Origin of the sequence: Sphingomonas yabuuchiae, assembly GCF_014199595.1 — a bacterium.
Classification (GTDB): Bacteria; Pseudomonadota; Alphaproteobacteria; order Sphingomonadales; family Sphingomonadaceae; genus Sphingomonas; species Sphingomonas yabuuchiae.
The window spans coordinates 65,292-80,347 of record NZ_JACHNX010000012.1; the positions used below are offsets into that span (position 1 = coordinate 65,292).

Annotated in this window: 14 protein-coding genes; 1 reads left to right on the top strand and 13 read right to left on the bottom strand. The window is 65.2% G+C overall.

Annotation, left to right across the window (positions count from 1 at the left end):
- Window positions 1-38 precede the first annotated feature (38 nt).
- Window positions 39-806, top strand: coding sequence for a glutaredoxin family protein (locus tag GGQ89_RS14300; protein ID WP_017980773.1), 768 nt, complete (start codon window positions 39-41; stop codon window positions 804-806).
- Here the strand turns inward: GGQ89_RS14300 and GGQ89_RS14305 are convergent.
- The 13 genes from GGQ89_RS14305 to GGQ89_RS14365 all read right to left on the bottom strand — a co-directional run bounded on the left by GGQ89_RS14305 (window position 730) and on the right by GGQ89_RS14365 (window position 14,986).
- On the bottom strand, window positions 730-1,155 hold the full coding sequence (locus GGQ89_RS14305; RefSeq protein ID WP_338112286.1) for a copper-binding protein: 426 nt from the start codon (window positions 1,153-1,155) through the stop codon (window positions 730-732). The genes GGQ89_RS14300 and GGQ89_RS14305 overlap by 77 nt on opposite strands.
- The gene (locus tag GGQ89_RS14310) at window positions 1,155-4,292 is read right to left on the bottom strand and encodes an efflux RND transporter permease subunit (RefSeq protein ID WP_018251208.1); all 3,138 of its coding nucleotides are present in this window, start codon (window positions 4,290-4,292) and stop codon (window positions 1,155-1,157) included. The genes GGQ89_RS14305 and GGQ89_RS14310 overlap by 1 nt, the downstream gene beginning before the upstream one ends.
- Window positions 4,289-5,788 carry an efflux RND transporter periplasmic adaptor subunit gene (locus GGQ89_RS14315; RefSeq protein WP_043060764.1) on the bottom strand — a complete coding sequence of 500 codons (1,500 nt, stop codon included), beginning with the start codon at window positions 5,786-5,788 and terminating at the stop codon, window positions 4,289-4,291. Before GGQ89_RS14315 ends, GGQ89_RS14310 begins: the two co-directional genes overlap by 4 nt.
- Entirely contained in the window at window positions 5,785-7,002 is a 1,218-nt protein-coding gene (locus tag GGQ89_RS14320) for a TolC family protein (protein WP_018251210.1), read from the bottom strand. Before GGQ89_RS14320 ends, GGQ89_RS14315 begins: the two co-directional genes overlap by 4 nt.
- 897 nt (window positions 7,003-7,899) lie before the next feature.
- The gene (locus GGQ89_RS14325; protein ID WP_017980778.1) at window positions 7,900-8,352 is read right to left on the bottom strand and encodes a DUF411 domain-containing protein; all 453 of its coding nucleotides are present in this window, start codon (window positions 8,350-8,352) and stop codon (window positions 7,900-7,902) included.
- A 68-nt stretch (window positions 8,353-8,420) separates the two neighbouring features.
- On the bottom strand, window positions 8,421-8,813 hold the full coding sequence (locus GGQ89_RS14330) for a DUF305 domain-containing protein (protein ID WP_042469554.1): 393 nt from the start codon (window positions 8,811-8,813) through the stop codon (window positions 8,421-8,423).
- A gap of 133 nt (window positions 8,814-8,946) precedes the next feature.
- Window positions 8,947-9,684, bottom strand: coding sequence for a PepSY domain-containing protein (locus GGQ89_RS14335; RefSeq protein WP_017980780.1), 738 nt, complete (start codon window positions 9,682-9,684; stop codon window positions 8,947-8,949).
- 25 nt (window positions 9,685-9,709) lie between these two features.
- The gene (locus GGQ89_RS14340) at window positions 9,710-10,294 is read right to left on the bottom strand and encodes a c-type cytochrome (RefSeq protein ID WP_024310687.1); all 585 of its coding nucleotides are present in this window, start codon (window positions 10,292-10,294) and stop codon (window positions 9,710-9,712) included.
- A gap of 15 nt (window positions 10,295-10,309) precedes the next feature.
- Complete coding sequence (locus GGQ89_RS14345; protein WP_043060765.1) at window positions 10,310-11,602, bottom strand: copper resistance protein B; 1,293 nt, start codon at window positions 11,600-11,602, stop codon at window positions 10,310-10,312.
- A complete protein-coding gene (locus GGQ89_RS14350) occupies window positions 11,599-13,632 on the bottom strand; it encodes a copper resistance system multicopper oxidase (protein ID WP_018251213.1) in 2,034 nt (677 codons plus the stop codon). The genes GGQ89_RS14345 and GGQ89_RS14350 overlap by 4 nt, the downstream gene beginning before the upstream one ends.
- 67 nt (window positions 13,633-13,699) lie before the next feature.
- Entirely contained in the window at window positions 13,700-14,269 is a 570-nt protein-coding gene (locus tag GGQ89_RS14355; protein ID WP_017980785.1) for an RNA polymerase sigma factor, read from the bottom strand.
- A 10-nt stretch (window positions 14,270-14,279) separates the two neighbouring features.
- The gene (locus GGQ89_RS14360) at window positions 14,280-14,720 is read right to left on the bottom strand and encodes a periplasmic heavy metal sensor (RefSeq protein ID WP_017980786.1); all 441 of its coding nucleotides are present in this window, start codon (window positions 14,718-14,720) and stop codon (window positions 14,280-14,282) included.
- Complete coding sequence (locus GGQ89_RS14365) at window positions 14,717-14,986, bottom strand: hypothetical protein (protein ID WP_020486670.1); 270 nt, start codon at window positions 14,984-14,986, stop codon at window positions 14,717-14,719. The genes GGQ89_RS14360 and GGQ89_RS14365 overlap by 4 nt, the downstream gene beginning before the upstream one ends.
- Between the last annotated feature and the right edge of the window lie 70 nt (window positions 14,987-15,056).

The window sequence follows — 15,056 nt, forward strand, 5'->3', positions numbered from 1 at the left end:
ACCCTATATAGGCGGGGCGAGGATATTGGAGAAGCGGCATGGCGAGCGCCCCCGCCAAACAGGCGACGATCTACCGGATGGTGATGCCGGAACATACCTGCCCTTTCGGGCTGAAGGCGAAGGATCTTCTGCGCCGGGAAGGCTATGCGGTCGATGACCATTGGCTGATGACGCGGGAAGAAACCGACGCTTTCAAGGCGAAGCACGGCGTCAAGACGACCCCGCAGATCTTTATCGCCGGGGAGCGGGTCGGCGGCTATGACGATCTGCGCCGCTTCTTCGGCAAGATGGTCCGCGACCCCAAGGCCGTCACCTATCGCCCGGTGATTGCCGTGTTCGCGATGACGGCGCTGATGGCGCTCGCCGCCAGCTATGCGGTACTCGGCACGCCCTTCACGGTGCGGGCGGGTGAATGGTTCATCGCGTTCTCGATGTGCGCTCTGGCGATGCTCAAGCTCCAGAACGTCGAGAGCTTCTCGAGCATGTTCCTCAACTACGATCTGCTCGCGAAGCGCTGGGTGCCCTATTCCTATGTCTATCCCTACGCGGAAGGAGCGGCGGGCGTCCTGATGGCAGCCGGCGCGTTGACCTGGCTGTCGGTGCCCGTCGCGCTCGTTATCGGTACGATCGGCGCGGTGTCGGTGTTCAAGGCCGTCTACATCGACAAGCGTGAGCTGAAATGCGCGTGCGTGGGCGGGGACAGCAACGTGCCGCTCGGCTTCATCTCGCTCACCGAAAACCTGATGATGGTCGCGATGGCGCTGTGGATGATCGCTGCGCCGCCCGTGCTGGCGATGGCGCACTGACGCGAAGGTCGGCACGCGTCGTCAATGCGGGCTGATCGCCGTAACTTCTGCCGTCATACCCTTCGCCTTGGCGGTGAATGCGACCCGCTGCCCCGACCGCAGTCCCTTGAGCAGGGTCGGGGGGGGATGCCCGGAAGGTCATCGTCATTGCGGGCCAGCCGATCGTCGGGATCGGGCCGTGCTTGATGGTTACGGTTCCACCTTTCGCGTCGACGGCAGTGATCGTCCCCGATCCGCTGCCGGATTTTACAGCCGATGCAGCCGGCCTGCTGCCTTGAGCAAGAGCGCTCGCTGCGATCGGCGTGACTAGTAGCATGAATGCGGCGCGCATGGAGAAAGTGGCTTTCATCAGATCTTCCTTTCGGGGCGGGTTGAAGCTCGCCGCCGCAAGAGCAAGTAGGCGGCTGGCAGGATGAACATGGAGAGGAAAGGGGCGGTCAGCATTCCACCGATCATCGGCGCGGCGATCCGGCTCATCACCTCCGATCCGGCGCCATGCCCGATCAGCACGGGGAACAGCCCGGCGACGATGACAGCGACGGTCATCGCCTTGGGACGTACCCGCAACAGCGCGCCCTCCCTGATCGCTTCCGATACTTGCTCGCCCGACGGTGACGGCCCGCGCTCGGCCAATGCGTGTTTCAGGTAGATCAGCATGACGACGCCGAACTCCGCCGACACGCCGGCGAGCGCGATGAACCCGACACCTGTGGCGACCGATTGCGCATAGCCGAGCAGCCATAATGTCCAGATGCCGCCGGTCAGCGCGAAGGGCAGTGTGCCCATGATAAGCGCCGCCTCGTCGAGGCGACCGAAGGTAAGGTAGAGGAGAAGGAAGATGATCGCGAGTGTCGCCGGCACGACGAGCATCAACCGAGCCTCGGCACGCTGCAGATACTCGAATTGTCCGGAATAGGCGATCGAGACGCCGGGGCTGAGCCGAACATCTTTGCCAACAGCACGGCGCAGATCGGCGACCGTGGAGGCCAGGTCGCGCCCGCGCACGTCGACATAGACCCATGTCGAGAGTCGACCATTTTCCGTCTTGAGCATCGGTGGACCTTCCGCGATCGACACGGATGCGACGGTGCCGAGTGTGATCTGCTGACCCGATGCGGTGACGATTGGGAGAGTTCGCAGTCCCTCCAGACTGTCACGCAGCTCGCGGGGGTAGCGGACGCTGATCGGGTAGCGGGCAAGGCCCTCCACCGTCTGGCCGATCGTCTCGCCGCCGATCGCGCCGGACACAATCTCCTGCACATCGGCGATGTTGAGACCGTAGCGCCCCGCGGTCACCCGATCGATATCGACATCGACATAGCGGCCTCCGGTCAACCGTTCTGCCAATGCCGAGCTGACGCCCGGCACGGTCCTGGCTACACGTTCGATGCTGCCGGCGATGCGGTCCAGCTCGGAGAGGTTGGACCCCGACACTTTCACCCCGATGGGACTCTTGATGCCGGTCGCGAGCATATCGATCCGATTGCGGATCGGAGGCACCCATACGTTCGTGAGGCCGGGCACGCGCACTGTGCGGTCCAGCTCCTCCACCAGCTTTGCCGGCGTCATCCCCGCGCGCCATTGATCGCGCGGCTTGAATTGGATGGTCGTCTCGAACATCTCGAGCGGTGCCGGGTCGGTCGCGGTCTCGGCGCGTCCGGCTTTGCCGAACACGGTTTTGACCTCGGGAACGGTTTTTATCAGCCGGTCTGTGCGCTGGAGCAGGGCCGAGGCGCTCGCGGCCGAAAGGCCGGGAAGCGCGGACGGCATGTAGAGCAGATCGCCCTCATCCATCGTCGGGATGAACTCGCCACCCAATCGGGTCAGCGGCCATGCCGTCGTCGCCAGTACCAGGGCGGCGATGCCGATCGCCGCCCAAGGCCGCGCCAACACGCGGTCGAGCGCCGGGCGATAGGCACGGGTGAGCACGCGGTTGATAATGTTGTCGTTCTCGGCCGGAATGCGTCCCCGGATCAGCCATCCCATCAGGACCGGCACGAGCGTTACCGACAGGATCGCCGCTGCCGCCATCGCATAGCTCTTGGTGAAGGCGAGCGGGGCGAACAGCCGTCCCTCCTGCGCTTCGAGCGTGAACACCGGCACGAACGACAGCGTGATGATGACGAGGCTGAAGAACAGCGCCGGCCCGACCTCGGCCGCGGCCTCGGTGATGACGCGCCAGCGTTCCTCGCCCGCCAGCGCCACGCCCGGATGGTCGTGTTCCCATCGCTCGATCCGCTTGTGCGCGTTCTCGATCATCACGATCGCGGCATCGACCATCGCGCCGATCGCGATGGCGATACCGCCCAAAGACATGATGTTGGCGTTCACCCCCTGCACACGCATGACGAGCAAGGCCGCGAGCACCCCCAGAGGCAAGGTGACGATCGCGACCAGCGCAGACCGGACATGCCACAGAAACAACCCGCAGATGATCGCGACGACGACGAACTCCTCGATCAGCTTGCCCGTCAAATTCTCCACCGCGCGGTCGATCAATTGCGAGCGGTCATAGGTGGTGACGATCTCGACGCCGGGGGGAAGGCTCGCTTTCAGTTCCGCGAGCTTGGCCTTGACGGCTTCGATCGTCTGCCGTGCATTCTTGCCCTGACGCAGGATGACGACTCCGCCCGCGACCTCGCCTTCGCCGTTCAGCTCGGCGATGCCGCGGCGCATCTCGGGGCCGATCTGGATCGACGCGACGTCGCCCAAGGTAACGGGGACGCCGGCACCGGCGACCTTGAGCGGGATCGCGCGGAAATCGTCGACGGTGCGCAAGTAACCTGACGCGCGCACCATATATTCGGCTTCGCCCAGCTCGAGGACGGACCCGCCGGCCTCCTGATTGGCGCGGCGAATGGCATCGACGGCCTGAGTGTGCGTGACACCGAATGCGGCGAGCCGCGTCGGGTCGAGCAGCACCTGATATTGCTTCACCATTCCGCCGATGCTCGCCACCTCCGCAACGCCGGGCAGCGTTTTCAGTTCATAACGTAGGAACCAGTCCTGCAAGGATCGGAGCTGCGACAGGTCACGGCGGCCGGTGCGGTCCAACAGCGTGTATTCATAGACCCAGCCGACCCCCGTCGCATCAGGACCCAGCGCGGCCTGCGCGCCTTGGGGAAGCCGTCCCTGCACCTGGCTCAGATACTCCAGCACGCGTGAGCGCGCCCAATAGAGGTCGGTCCCATCCTCGAAGAGGACATAGACGTAGCTGTCGCCGAAGAACGAATAGCCGCGCACGGTTTTCGCGCCAGGCACGGACAGCATCGTCGTGGTGAGCGGATACGTCACCTGGTTCTCGACGATCTGCGGGGCTTGGCCCGGCCAGCTCGTGCGGATGATGACCTGCGTGTCGGACAGGTCGGGGAGCGCATCGACGGGGGTGGCACGCATTGCGAACACCCCGGCCATGGCGAGCGCGATGGCCGCCAGGACGACGAGGAAGCGGTTCGCGACCGACCAGCGGATGATCGCGGCAATCATCGCCCAGCCTCGCGCGTCATGCGGCGCAGCGTTGGACCATCGGCGGGTTGATCAAAGCCGAACCGCACCCGCTCACCCTTGCGATACCCACGCACCAACGCGGGATCGGCGACGCGGAACGTCATTGTCATGGCCGGCCAGCCGATCGCCGGAACGGGCTGATGGGACAGGGTGACGGAACTGCGATCGATCGCCTCGATGCTGCCGACCGTCTCGTAGATCGACGCGGTGGGTTTCACGGCCGGCTTTGTTGCGGGTGACGCTTCGACACCAATCGGACGCGCATCGAGGCCAGCGAGGCTCGCTTCGGAGTCGATCAGGAACTGGCCCGACGCGACAACCTTCTCACCCTCGGTCAGGCCGGCGACTATCTCGGTTTTGCCGCCGCCTTCTGCGCCAGTGCGAACCTCGGCGGGTCGAAAGCGTCCACCCGGCCCTGCCAACATGACGAGTGTGCGCCGGCCGGTCCGGATCACGGCCTCACTCGGAACAAGGAGTGCATCGCGGCTCCCCTGGTCGAGCGCCACGCTGGCGAACATACCGGGGCGCAACCGGCCGGCACGGTTGGGGAGCTCGACGCGGATTGTGAGCGTGCGGCTCGCTGCCTCGGCCTGGGGCAGGATCGCAGCGATGCGGCCCCTGAAGCTTTCGCCCGGGAAAGCCGCCAGCGTGGCGATGACGGGCGTGCCGATCCGCAGGTTTCCTGCGAGGGCCTCAGGGACAGCCGCGTTCAGCCACACGGTGGCGAGGCCGTTCACCTCCGCCAGTGTCTGTCCTTGCGCGACCGTCATCCCCTGTCGGACGCCGAGCGTCTTGATGACGCCCCCCACGGGCGTGCTGATCGTCGTCACACCTTGCGGTCGGCCGCGCCACTCCGCCGATGCAATCGATCCGGCGGGCATCCCGAGAAGCAACAGGCGCTCTCGTGCCGCCCGCGTGAGCCCGGCATCCCCGGTGCGGCGCACGGCGAGATACTCCGCCTGCGCGCCCGCCCATTCGGGCACAAGGATATCGGCGAGCGGGGCGCCTGCCGGCACGACATCGCCTGGCGCGCGCGCATAGACGCGCTGAACGAAGCCGCCGCTGCGTGCCTGCACGACCGCAACGTTGCGGTCATTGAACTCGATGCTGCCGGTTGCCGAGGCCGAGTTTGACAACGATCCGCGTTCGACCGTGACGATCCGCGCGCCGAGCCGCTGGAGGCTGGCCGGATCGATCGCTACGCCCGGTGCGGCGCTACCGCCTGCGCCCTCGTCGGCATAGCGGGGGATCAGTTTCATCCTCATCGACGAGAGACCCGGGCCGTCGTGCCGCTCCCCCGGGATCATCGGATCATACCAGTAGAGGATCTTCTTCTGCGGGGCTGGGGATGCCGTTTGATCGGCAGCCGAAGACGTGCCAAGTTTCGCGAGCCCGAAGCCCACGCCCCCTGCGACCAGCACCAGCGCGCTTACCGCGGTGACAAGGCGGGCGCGGGTAATGGTAGTGTCGCTCATCGATCGGCGCTCCCGAAGGTAATGGTGAGGCGGACAGAGTCTGCGGCGACGAGCGCCTCACGGTCGAGCACGGTCAGCTCGGCGTCGGCGAGCGCGGTCTTGGCTTCGATGGCATCCGCAAGACTCGCGCGACCGGCAGAGTAGCTCGCTATCTCCAGATCGGCTCGCTTCCGAGCGAGCGGAAGGAGCACGTCGCGCGCGCGCTGCCATTGGCTGTGATGCATTTGGTGGTCCGCCAGCGCGGCCTCCAGATCGGCTGCCAATGTGCGCCGGGTTTCTTCGCGCGCGGCCTCGGCCTGCGCCTGTGCGGATTTGCGGGCTTCGATGCGCGGGTTCTGACGCGATCGAGCGAACAGCGGCAGGCTCATCGAAACTCCCGCCGACACCATGTCGCCATACCGGGGGTCACGGCGTTGATAAGCTACCTCTACCCCCCAATCGGGTCGCTTCTCCGCTCGCGCCGCATCCACGTCGGCCTGGGCGCGCTGAATACCGGCCTCGGCGAGAACCATGTCGGAGTGAAGGCTGAGCGCGTCCCGCAGCCGCGCCGGAGCCAGATCGATCGCGGGCATATCGCCGGCAATCTCGGGCGCCGATACGCCGGTCCAGCGAGCCAGCATCGCGCGGGCGCGCGCAACGGCGGCCATCAACTCGTCGCGGCGGTCGTCGAGTGCCGCGATCTCCTGATCGGTCGTCAGTGTCTGACCAGGGCGGACCGAACCGGTCGTCACGGCGGCCCGCGCAGCGGAAGGGAGAGATCGAAGGAATAGCAGAACGGTGTCGAGGGCAGCTAGTCGACGCTCGGCATAAGCAAGGTCGATCCATGCCTGCCCCGCTCCCAATCGCACCTCCCGGAGCTTGGTCGCTTGCGATGCTTCTGCCGTTGCGATCACGGCGCGTGCCTGCGCTTGCGCGGCATGACGCTTGGCAAGGTTGGGTAGGTCCTGTTGGAAACCGACACGCCCCATCGTCATGTCGTCTCTGGATAGGGAGAAGGCGGGTGGCCCAGAGACAGGATAATTCTCGATTCCGATCGACACACGGGGGTCCGGAAGGCTTCCCGCCGCACGTGCATCGGCTTGGGCGGCGCTGACCCCCGCGCGACCGGCAACCGCTCCCGGGGCGTTGGCAACCGCATCGCGCAGCGCTTGGTCATAGGTAAGTGTCTGCGCGTGCGCGGCGCTCGTCGTGAGCGCGGCGACCGCGAGCATCATGGATGCGCGCATCCCTCTAGTCCCTTCATGTCATAATGATGGCCGGGCTCCAAATGGTTGATCGGAGCCCGGCACCTGTTCAGGCTCGCCAGCTTAAGTTGACTGGCCGCCCTTCATTGACATGCAGGCGTCGCGACCGCGTTCCATCATCGGGCACACGCAGGCGCTCGACTGGGGAACGTCCGTAACCCATACGCGACGTGGGGCTTGAAGCGGCGCCCGCGGGCCCGGCTGGTAATTGGAACGCCACTCCCAATGACCATTGCTTTTATTTTCAGATGTGGCCGCCGTCGCTGCCGACGCGGCGAGGCTAGCGGCAAATACCGCCAAGATGAACGTTTTCATGTCACTTTCCAATTTGATCGAGATTTAAAATCGGCAGAGCCGCAACCGGCGAACGGCTGCAGCCTGACACGGCTTGACTCGATCAAACGGTAGGCGGTTCGGGCTCGGGAGCGACGTTGAGGCCGGCAAGTGCCCGGCTGGCAGGCCAGATAACGATTTGAGATGCGATCGAGCGCTTCAGCACTCTTGCCGGCTCCTCAAACGTCATGGGAACAACGCATCCCATTTGGGCGATACACGCCAGCGTCAGTCCTTTGCATGGGTGTTCCGATGACGGATCCGGGGTCGCCATACCCGCGCAATCCATGCGGGATGGGGTGACATGGCTCATCGCCATCTTGGGTGAGAGCGATGGGCCGGCCGCATACGCAATTCCTTGGCCCAAAAGGCCAAGCAACGCTCCAACAAGAAGCAAGAGAGAAAGACGAGCTTTCAACACCCGGATACTATCCCAATTGTCAACGCCGAGGTCAATACGGGTGGTTTGCCGGGTGCCGTAGTGCCGGCATGAAGCGCCGGGGAAGATTTGCCGCTCACAAGACAACCTGTCGTTTAGGCGCCGTGGCTAGCAAAGACACGCCGGCCAGCGGCACCGAACGCAATGACGTCATAGGGCTGGGTTCTCATGCCGGGCACCTCCATGCCCGGTGAGCCCATCGGCATTCCGGCCACGGCCAAGCCGCGCACGCCTTTAGGATGCTGGGCCAGCGCGCGCTTCATGTCCGCGATCGGGACATGTCCCTCAAACGCCATGCCGTCGATGATCGCGGTATGGCAGGACGCGAGGTCAGCGGGCAGGCCGATCTTACGCTGCAGCACCTCACGGCGATCATCGTCGATGATCTGGACCTTGCGGCCGAACTGCTGACGCACCTGCGCCGCCCATTTCTCGCAACAGCCGCAACCCGGATCGCGGTGCATGGCGATGTCGGCCGCGGCCGATGCGACCGCTGGGATGGTCATTAGCAAGGCGGCGACGGCGCCACGAACACCATTCTTCATCATCAGCTCCTAAAAGGAAATCCCCGCCCTGCCGGGGGGTAGGGGGATCGACAGGGCGGGGCAGCGCTCCCTTATTGCGGGCGCTTGCCGTGCTTGCTGAGCCACGCCTGCAGCTCGGCAATATCCTTTTCCTGTTTCGTGATCGTCATCTGCGCCATGCGCTTGGTCTCGGCGTCGCGCGCGTCACGCACCGCAACGCGCGACATGGCGATGGCGCCTCGGTGATGCTCGATCATCTTGCGCGTCCACATTTCGGCCGCGTCGCCCTGCTTGGCCGCCATCATCTTCTGATGCATGTCCATCTCGGCCTGGCCGTAGGGATTGCCGGCCATCATGCCCGCCATGTCGTCGTGGTTCATGCCGGCCATCTGACCGTGGTTCATGCCCTGCATTCCGCCGCTCTGCTGCGCGAGGGCGGGCGTGGCGAGCAGCGCCAAAGCTGCGAATGTTGGTGCGAAGCGCATTATTGATCTCCCTGGGTTCTAAGACTTCTACGCGTGCGAGGCGGCTATCCCTCACCCGGGGTGCTAGAACGCGCGAGAAATTGTCAGGAAACAGGACTTTATTTCCGAGGGCTACGCTCCTGAGCCGCGTATATTATGCCTCGATCACGATGTTGCGACGCCGCGTTTTGGGCCATCGCATGTAGAGAAGCACTGCCCCCCCTAACCAAAGCGCAAGCCCACCGATCGCGAAGGCGAGCAGCCAGGGCGTGTTGAAGTTCTCGTGATTCGTCCAATCCATGATGTGAAGGCCCCAGAAGAAGTCGTAGAGCCGCCAAGTGCCGGTTCGGACAGCCGAGATCCGACCGGTGTCGGCCGCGACAAAGACGCGGGTGGAATCGAGGTCGGCGAACGCGACGCGCCAGGCGGGGAGCGTGCCGCGATATTCGGGGCTGGCGCGCTCGATCCGCTCTACCTTCGCCGCTGGTCGAGCACCGCCACGCCATGCCAAACGCGCGATCTCCTCGGCCTCACGAGCCGTTGGTGCTGGCAGCGCTTGGCCCGTCGCGGCGTCGAACAGGCGCGTTCCCTTGGCTGTCGCGACCTCGGCGACCGGGCGGCCAAGCCACATGCGATAGGTGATGGCCTCGATGGGCGCATCTGCTGCGCCTACGATCGCCGATGGTGGGGCGAACGTGCTGCCGCGGGGAAGGGGCGCCGCGGCTTTGCGGTCAACGAGGTGATCGCCATGCACCCGATCGATCGGCAGGAAGCTCATCAGGGCGCCGCTTGCGAACCATAGCAGGAGCTGCGCGCCGATGATGATCGCGAGCCATTTGTGCGTGCGGCTCGCGAGTAGATGCAGCCTCAGTTTCGCGCTTTTCAGAACCACTCCTCCCTCAACCTCGTCGCCGGGGTCACTTCATACCCGGCATGTCCTTCATCATCTCGTCGTGATCGGCCGGGGCGCTCGCGACCAGTGCCTTATACTGTTCGGGCGTCATGCCGGGGAGCTTGCGGACGAACGCGACCATATTCCAAATTAGGGGGTCGGGATGCGTCTTGCCCCATGCCGGCATGGCGCTGAGCTTCACCCCGTGCTTGATGATCCAGAATTGCTGGGCGGGGGTGAGATCTTGAGCGCGCGCGAGTTCCGGCGCCTGTGGATAGAGGCCCTGGCTCATCTCGGATTTCTCGACGCCGGGGCCGAGATGGCAACCGGAACACATTTCTCCGTAAAGGCCCGCGCCGACTGACACGCGCTGCGCCGATGCCAGATCGGCCGGGGGTGTTATGCCGCGCGCGCGTGCCTCAATCGACCGATCGCGCAGGCGTTCGAGCATTGAATAGACCGCCGGCGTGTGCGGTTCGTCGGCCGCGATGTTATACACGCCAAGGTAGATAAACGCGGCTGCGCCCAGCGCCAGGACGATCGCCAGGGCGCCTACGAACGGCAGGCTCGGGAAGTGCTGCCTTATCGAGCGCCTGCCGTCTTGAGCCATCTGTTCCTCCATCGATCAGAACCAGACACGAACGCCGGCGACGATGCTCTTGGACGTTGCGCGATCCCCATCGGCGCGCGCGTAGCGGGCGGTGTCGCCGAAGCGGCGATCCCATGACACGCCGACATAGGGGGCGAACTCGCGCCGGATCTCATAACGCAGCCGCAATCCAAGCTCGGCGTTGGATAGGCCCGATCCGATCCGGTTTTCCGGCACGTCCTGCGCAGCGAAATTGAGCTCGGCGCGCGGTTGCAGGATCAGCCGCTGGGTGATGCGCTGGTCGTAATAGCCCTCAAGCCGCCCTAGCAGGTCGCCCTTGTTGGACAGGAATACCGCGCCCTCTAGCTCGAAGAAGCCCGGTGCCAGCCCCTCCAGCCCGACGGTCGCATAGGTGCGTTTCGGGGACGGCCCCAAATCCTGGCGGACACCCGCTTGTAGATTGAAATAAGGGCCAATGGTCCGGCTATAGAGCGCCTGCACCTCGGCGCTCTCGATGCCCTCGCGGAAGGCTCCCTCGCCCTCAGACTTGATGAAGAGGCGGTTGATGTCACCCCCGAACCACGCCTCGCCATCCCAGCGATAGCCGTCACGACCGTTGCGGAATTGATACTCAGCGAGGTTCAATAGCACCTGGCTGAAGTTTTGACCGCCGTGATGCTGCTGAAGGTGATGGCGACCCATCGCCATCGCGTCCGCGCCGTAAACGCTGTCGGCCGCATGGTCGGTCGGCAGGGGCGGGGCGGGGGCGTTTCCTGCGGGAAGCGCGGTGCCAGTCTGCTGCACCCCATCGGCCGCCATGCCTGGCATTCCGGCCATTCCCGACATGCCCTGCATGTCGTGGCCGCTGTGCTGGTCGGCTGGCATGGTCATCCCCGGCATCGCCGAATGGTCCATGCCCTGCATCGGCTGCTGGGAGCCCTGAGGGACCGTTTGGCCGTTTCCGGGCATCTGCATCCCCGGCATGGCTTCCATGCCCTGCTGTGAGCCCTGCGGAGCCGCATGGTCCATGCCGGGCATAGACGAGTGATCCATGCCCGGCATGGTCCCGTGATCCATACCATTCATGCCGGCCGTTGGCGCGGCGCGGCGTTTCGTCGTCGAAGCTGATGGTCGCCTCGCAGGAGCTGACCTAGTCTTGGCCGGCTTGCCTTTGGCCGTGGGCTTCACCACCGGCTTCTTTTTCGCAGGCATCGGCATGGTCATGCCCGGCATTGCCGAATGATCCATGCCCTGCATCGACTGAGCGGCGACAGGACCGGCGATGCCGAGCATGGTGGCGGCGGCGAGCGCCGCGGTCAGCCGGTTCATGCCGCCTCTCCCGCGAACGGGCGAACGGTGACGACGCGCATCATGCCTGCGGTCATGTGGTAGAGATTGTGACAGTGGAACGCCCAATCGCCGGGTGCATCGGCGGTCAGATCAAAGGTCATCTTGCCTCCAGGCGGCACGTTGACGGTGTGCTTGCGCGGCGCATGATTGCCGTGCCCCGTCACCAGCTCGAAGAAATGGCCGTGGAGATGGATGGGGTGCGGCATCATCGTATCGTTGACCAACGTCACCCGCGCCCGCTCGCCTTTGCGGAACGGGATGGGGTCGGCGGGATCGCTCAGCTTCTGCCCGTCGAAGCCCCACATGTAGCGCTCCATGTTACCGGTCAGATGGATCTCGAACTGACGCGACGGCGCGCGCACGTCGGGGTTGGGCGCGAGCGAAACGAGGTCGCGATAGGTGAGGACGCGGTGATCCAGGCCCTCCAGACCCTGGGGCGGTTCACCGCTACGGTCCTTCGGCATCGGGGAGATGGTCTGCACGCCCGGCCCCATCTTCACGCCCGGCGCATTCTTCGGGTCGCGCATGTTCATGTTCATGCCGCCACCCGACCCGTGGTCCATCCCGGCCATGCCGCCAGCCTGGCCCGATCCGCCCGACATGGCACTATGGTCCATGCCGGCCATGCCAGCACCGCCCGCTGCCATTTGGCTATGGTCCATCCCGGGCATTACAGCGCCGCCCATCTGGCTGTGGTCCATGCCCGACATGCCGGACATGCCCGCCATCGCTGCGCCTGCCGCGACCGTCCCGTGATCGGTCGGCCCCTTCCAGCCCGTCAGCTTCCAAAGATTGCGCGAGGCGTTCTGCATCAAGGTGGGGTCCGGCCCGCGCGTGGCGACCGGGCTCTCGTCCTTCATGCCGGACATGCCCTGCATCCCGCCCATGCTCCCCATGTCCATGCCCATATCGGTCATGGTCAGCAGCGTGCGCGGACGAAGCGGCGGGACCGGGGCGACCATCCCCTCACGCGGGGCGAGCGTCGCCCGGCCCATGCCGGAGCGATCGATAGCCTCGGAGACGAAGCTGTAGGCCCGGTCCTCGGGCGTCACGATCACGTCGAACGTCTCGGCAACGCCGATCTGGAACTCGTCGATCTTCACCGGACGGACATTCTGCCCATCGGCCTGCACGACGGTCATCGGCAGGTCGGGGATGCGGACGTTGAAGTTGGTCTGCGCCGCGGCGTTGATGATCCGCAAGCGGACCCGCTCGCCCGGCTTGAACAGCCCCGTCCAGTTGTCATACGGCCCGTAGCCGTTGACCAGGAAGGTATAGGTCGAGCCGGTGACGTCGGCGATGTCGGCGGGGTCCATTCGCATCTTTCCCCACTCGATCCGGTCCTTGAGCGGCATTTCCCGACCCGCGAGCAAGCCCGCGAGGGTCGGCCGCTGATAGTTGAAATAGGCGCCGCCCATCTGCTTCAGCTTCCGGAAAATCTGCTCGCCGGTCATCTGGCTGTGGTCGGACAGCACGATCACATGCTCGCGGTCGAACGCGATCGGATCGGCACCGGCCGGGTCGATCACGATCGGCCCGTAAAGTCCGCCCTGCTCCTGCTCGCCGGAATGGCTGTGATACCAGTAGGTGCCCGACTGGATGATCGGGAACTCGTAGATGAAGGTCGAGCGCGCCTTGATGCCGGGGAAGCTGATGCCGGGCACGCCGTCCATCGCGAACGGCACGAGCAGCCCATGCCAGTGGATCGAACTGTCCTCGTCGAGATTGTTGGTGACGGAGAGGCGGACCTTTTGCCCCTCCTTCAAGCGAATGAGAGGGGCCGGCACCGTGCCGTTGACGCCGATTGCGGGCGTCGACTTGCCGTCGACGGGAAGTCTGAAACTGTCGATCGTCAGCGCGATGTCAGTGCCCGAGACGGTCGGCAGCGGTTTGACGATCCCGCCCGAGACAGGCTGCGCCCACGCGGGCATATAGGCGGTCAGCGCCATGCCACCGCCAGCAAGGGCGGCGCCGCGAAGCATCTGGCGGCGATCGATAGTGCGGCTCATACGGTCCTCAAGGCTCTCGAACGGGAGTGTCCCTCTAGCCTTGATACGCAGCTCAGGGCGCTATCCCTCAGCGCCCGCCCAATCGCTCCAGCAACTTCGATCGCGCGCGATAGAGGCGGGTTTCTACCGCCTTTTCGCTGATCGACAACACTGCCGCGGTTTCAGCCTGGCTCAACCCCTCGATCGTGCGCAGCACCAAGGATTCCTTCAATGCGGTCGGCAAGCCCGCAATGGCGCGCGTCACGCGGTCGAGTTCCTGTCGGTCGCCCGTCGCGTCGTCGATCGCCACCTGGTCGTCTGCAATGGCTTCGGCTTCCGCGCCGATCGGTGCGGCGAACGCCAGAAAGCGCCGCACGGTGCGCTTGCGCCCCCAATCGCGGCACTTGTTGATCGCGATCGTCGATAGCCACGCGCGCATCGATCGATCGCCGTCGTAGCGGGGCAGGGCCTGATGCGCCGCGACGAAGGTCTCCTGCAGAAGGTCCAGCGCCTCGTCGGCCTCGCCGACGCACGCGCGCACCATGCGGAAGATTGACTGCCGATGGCGGCGCATGATCTCGGCGAAGGCGGCTTCGCGCCCGGCGATGCTGAGGGTCGCCAGCTCGCCGTCCGTAAGCGTGGTCCAGTCGAGGCTCACGCGCCGAACCTCAACGTGCGTCGTCGGTGAGCGCCTTCACCACGGCCTGATCGAACTGGCCGGTCTGATTGGGCCGCAAGAGCTGGCGCATGGCGAAGATGTGCGCCAGCGTCGCTTTCTGGAGCTCGCCCATGACGGCGTGGCTCTGGTCGACCGCTGCGGCGACGCGCGGCCCGTTGCCATGCTCGGCCTCGATCGCTTCAGCGAGCCGGGCATTGTTCGCCCGCAATTCCAGCTCGAATGCGCGCCGCTGCACGGCGAAACGCTGCTCCAGCACTTCAAGTCGCGCTTCCTGGTTGGCGTCCAGCGCCAGCTTATGATGCAGCACGTCGTGCAGCTCCGAGCCGGGCTGGGCACGTGGCGGAAGTAGCGCCCGCCCCACGAACACACCGATGATCGCGGCGATGAAGCACGCGACAATGCCAAGCAGAAGGCGGATGCGGCCGCTCATTGCACGCCGACGAGCAGCGTGGAGGGCGCGAGCGGCGACACCGGCCCCAAGGGCGATAGCGAAGCCGCGCTGGCTTCCTTCGCGGGCACACCGGCACCGAAGATGCCCATGACGAGCGCCGCAGCGATCGTCATTGCCCCAACGCCTAAGCCGGCGCGCGCCGCTGGACGTGCGGCGACCCGCGCCAGCACGCGATCTTCCATGCCATCAAGGCTCGCGGGCACGGGTGCTTGCGCCAGCCTCATCAATACTGCGTCGAGGTCCATGTCGTTCACTCCACCCCTCTAGCATGGATTACGCAAGCGACGCGCCCATCCCTCAAATCCATCCGTGAGG

Excerpts from the sequence above, each read along its gene's own strand:
- GGQ89_RS14345 (WP_043060765.1), bottom strand. The coding sequence starts at position 11,602 with ATGAACCGGCTGACCGCGGCGCTCGCCGCCGCCACCATGCTCGGCATC.
- GGQ89_RS14340 (WP_024310687.1), bottom strand. The coding sequence starts at position 10,294 with ATGGCTCAAGACGGCAGGCGCTCGATAAGGCAGCACTTCCCGAGCCTG.
- GGQ89_RS14300 (WP_017980773.1), top strand. The coding sequence starts at position 39 with ATGGCGAGCGCCCCCGCCAAACAGGCGACGATCTACCGGATGGTGATG.
- GGQ89_RS14305 (WP_338112286.1), bottom strand. The coding sequence starts at position 1,155 with ATGAAAGCCACTTTCTCCATGCGCGCCGCATTCATGCTACTAGTCACG.
- GGQ89_RS14360 (WP_017980786.1), bottom strand. The coding sequence starts at position 14,720 with ATGAGCGGCCGCATCCGCCTTCTGCTTGGCATTGTCGCGTGCTTCATC.
- GGQ89_RS14315 (WP_043060764.1), bottom strand. The coding sequence starts at position 5,788 with ATGAGCGACACTACCATTACCCGCGCCCGCCTTGTCACCGCGGTAAGC.
- GGQ89_RS14310 (WP_018251208.1), bottom strand. The coding sequence starts at position 4,292 with ATGATTGCCGCGATCATCCGCTGGTCGGTCGCGAACCGCTTCCTCGTC.
- GGQ89_RS14325 (WP_017980778.1), bottom strand. The coding sequence starts at position 8,352 with ATGATGAAGAATGGTGTTCGTGGCGCCGTCGCCGCCTTGCTAATGACC.
- GGQ89_RS14320 (WP_018251210.1), bottom strand. The coding sequence starts at position 7,002 with ATGATGCTCGCGGTCGCCGCGCTCACGACGAGCGCCGCGCACGCGCAG.
- GGQ89_RS14330 (WP_042469554.1), bottom strand. The coding sequence starts at position 8,813 with ATGCGCTTCGCACCAACATTCGCAGCTTTGGCGCTGCTCGCCACGCCC.
- GGQ89_RS14365 (WP_020486670.1), bottom strand. The coding sequence starts at position 14,986 with ATGGACCTCGACGCAGTATTGATGAGGCTGGCGCAAGCACCCGTGCCC.
- GGQ89_RS14350 (WP_018251213.1), bottom strand. The coding sequence starts at position 13,632 with ATGAGCCGCACTATCGATCGCCGCCAGATGCTTCGCGGCGCCGCCCTT.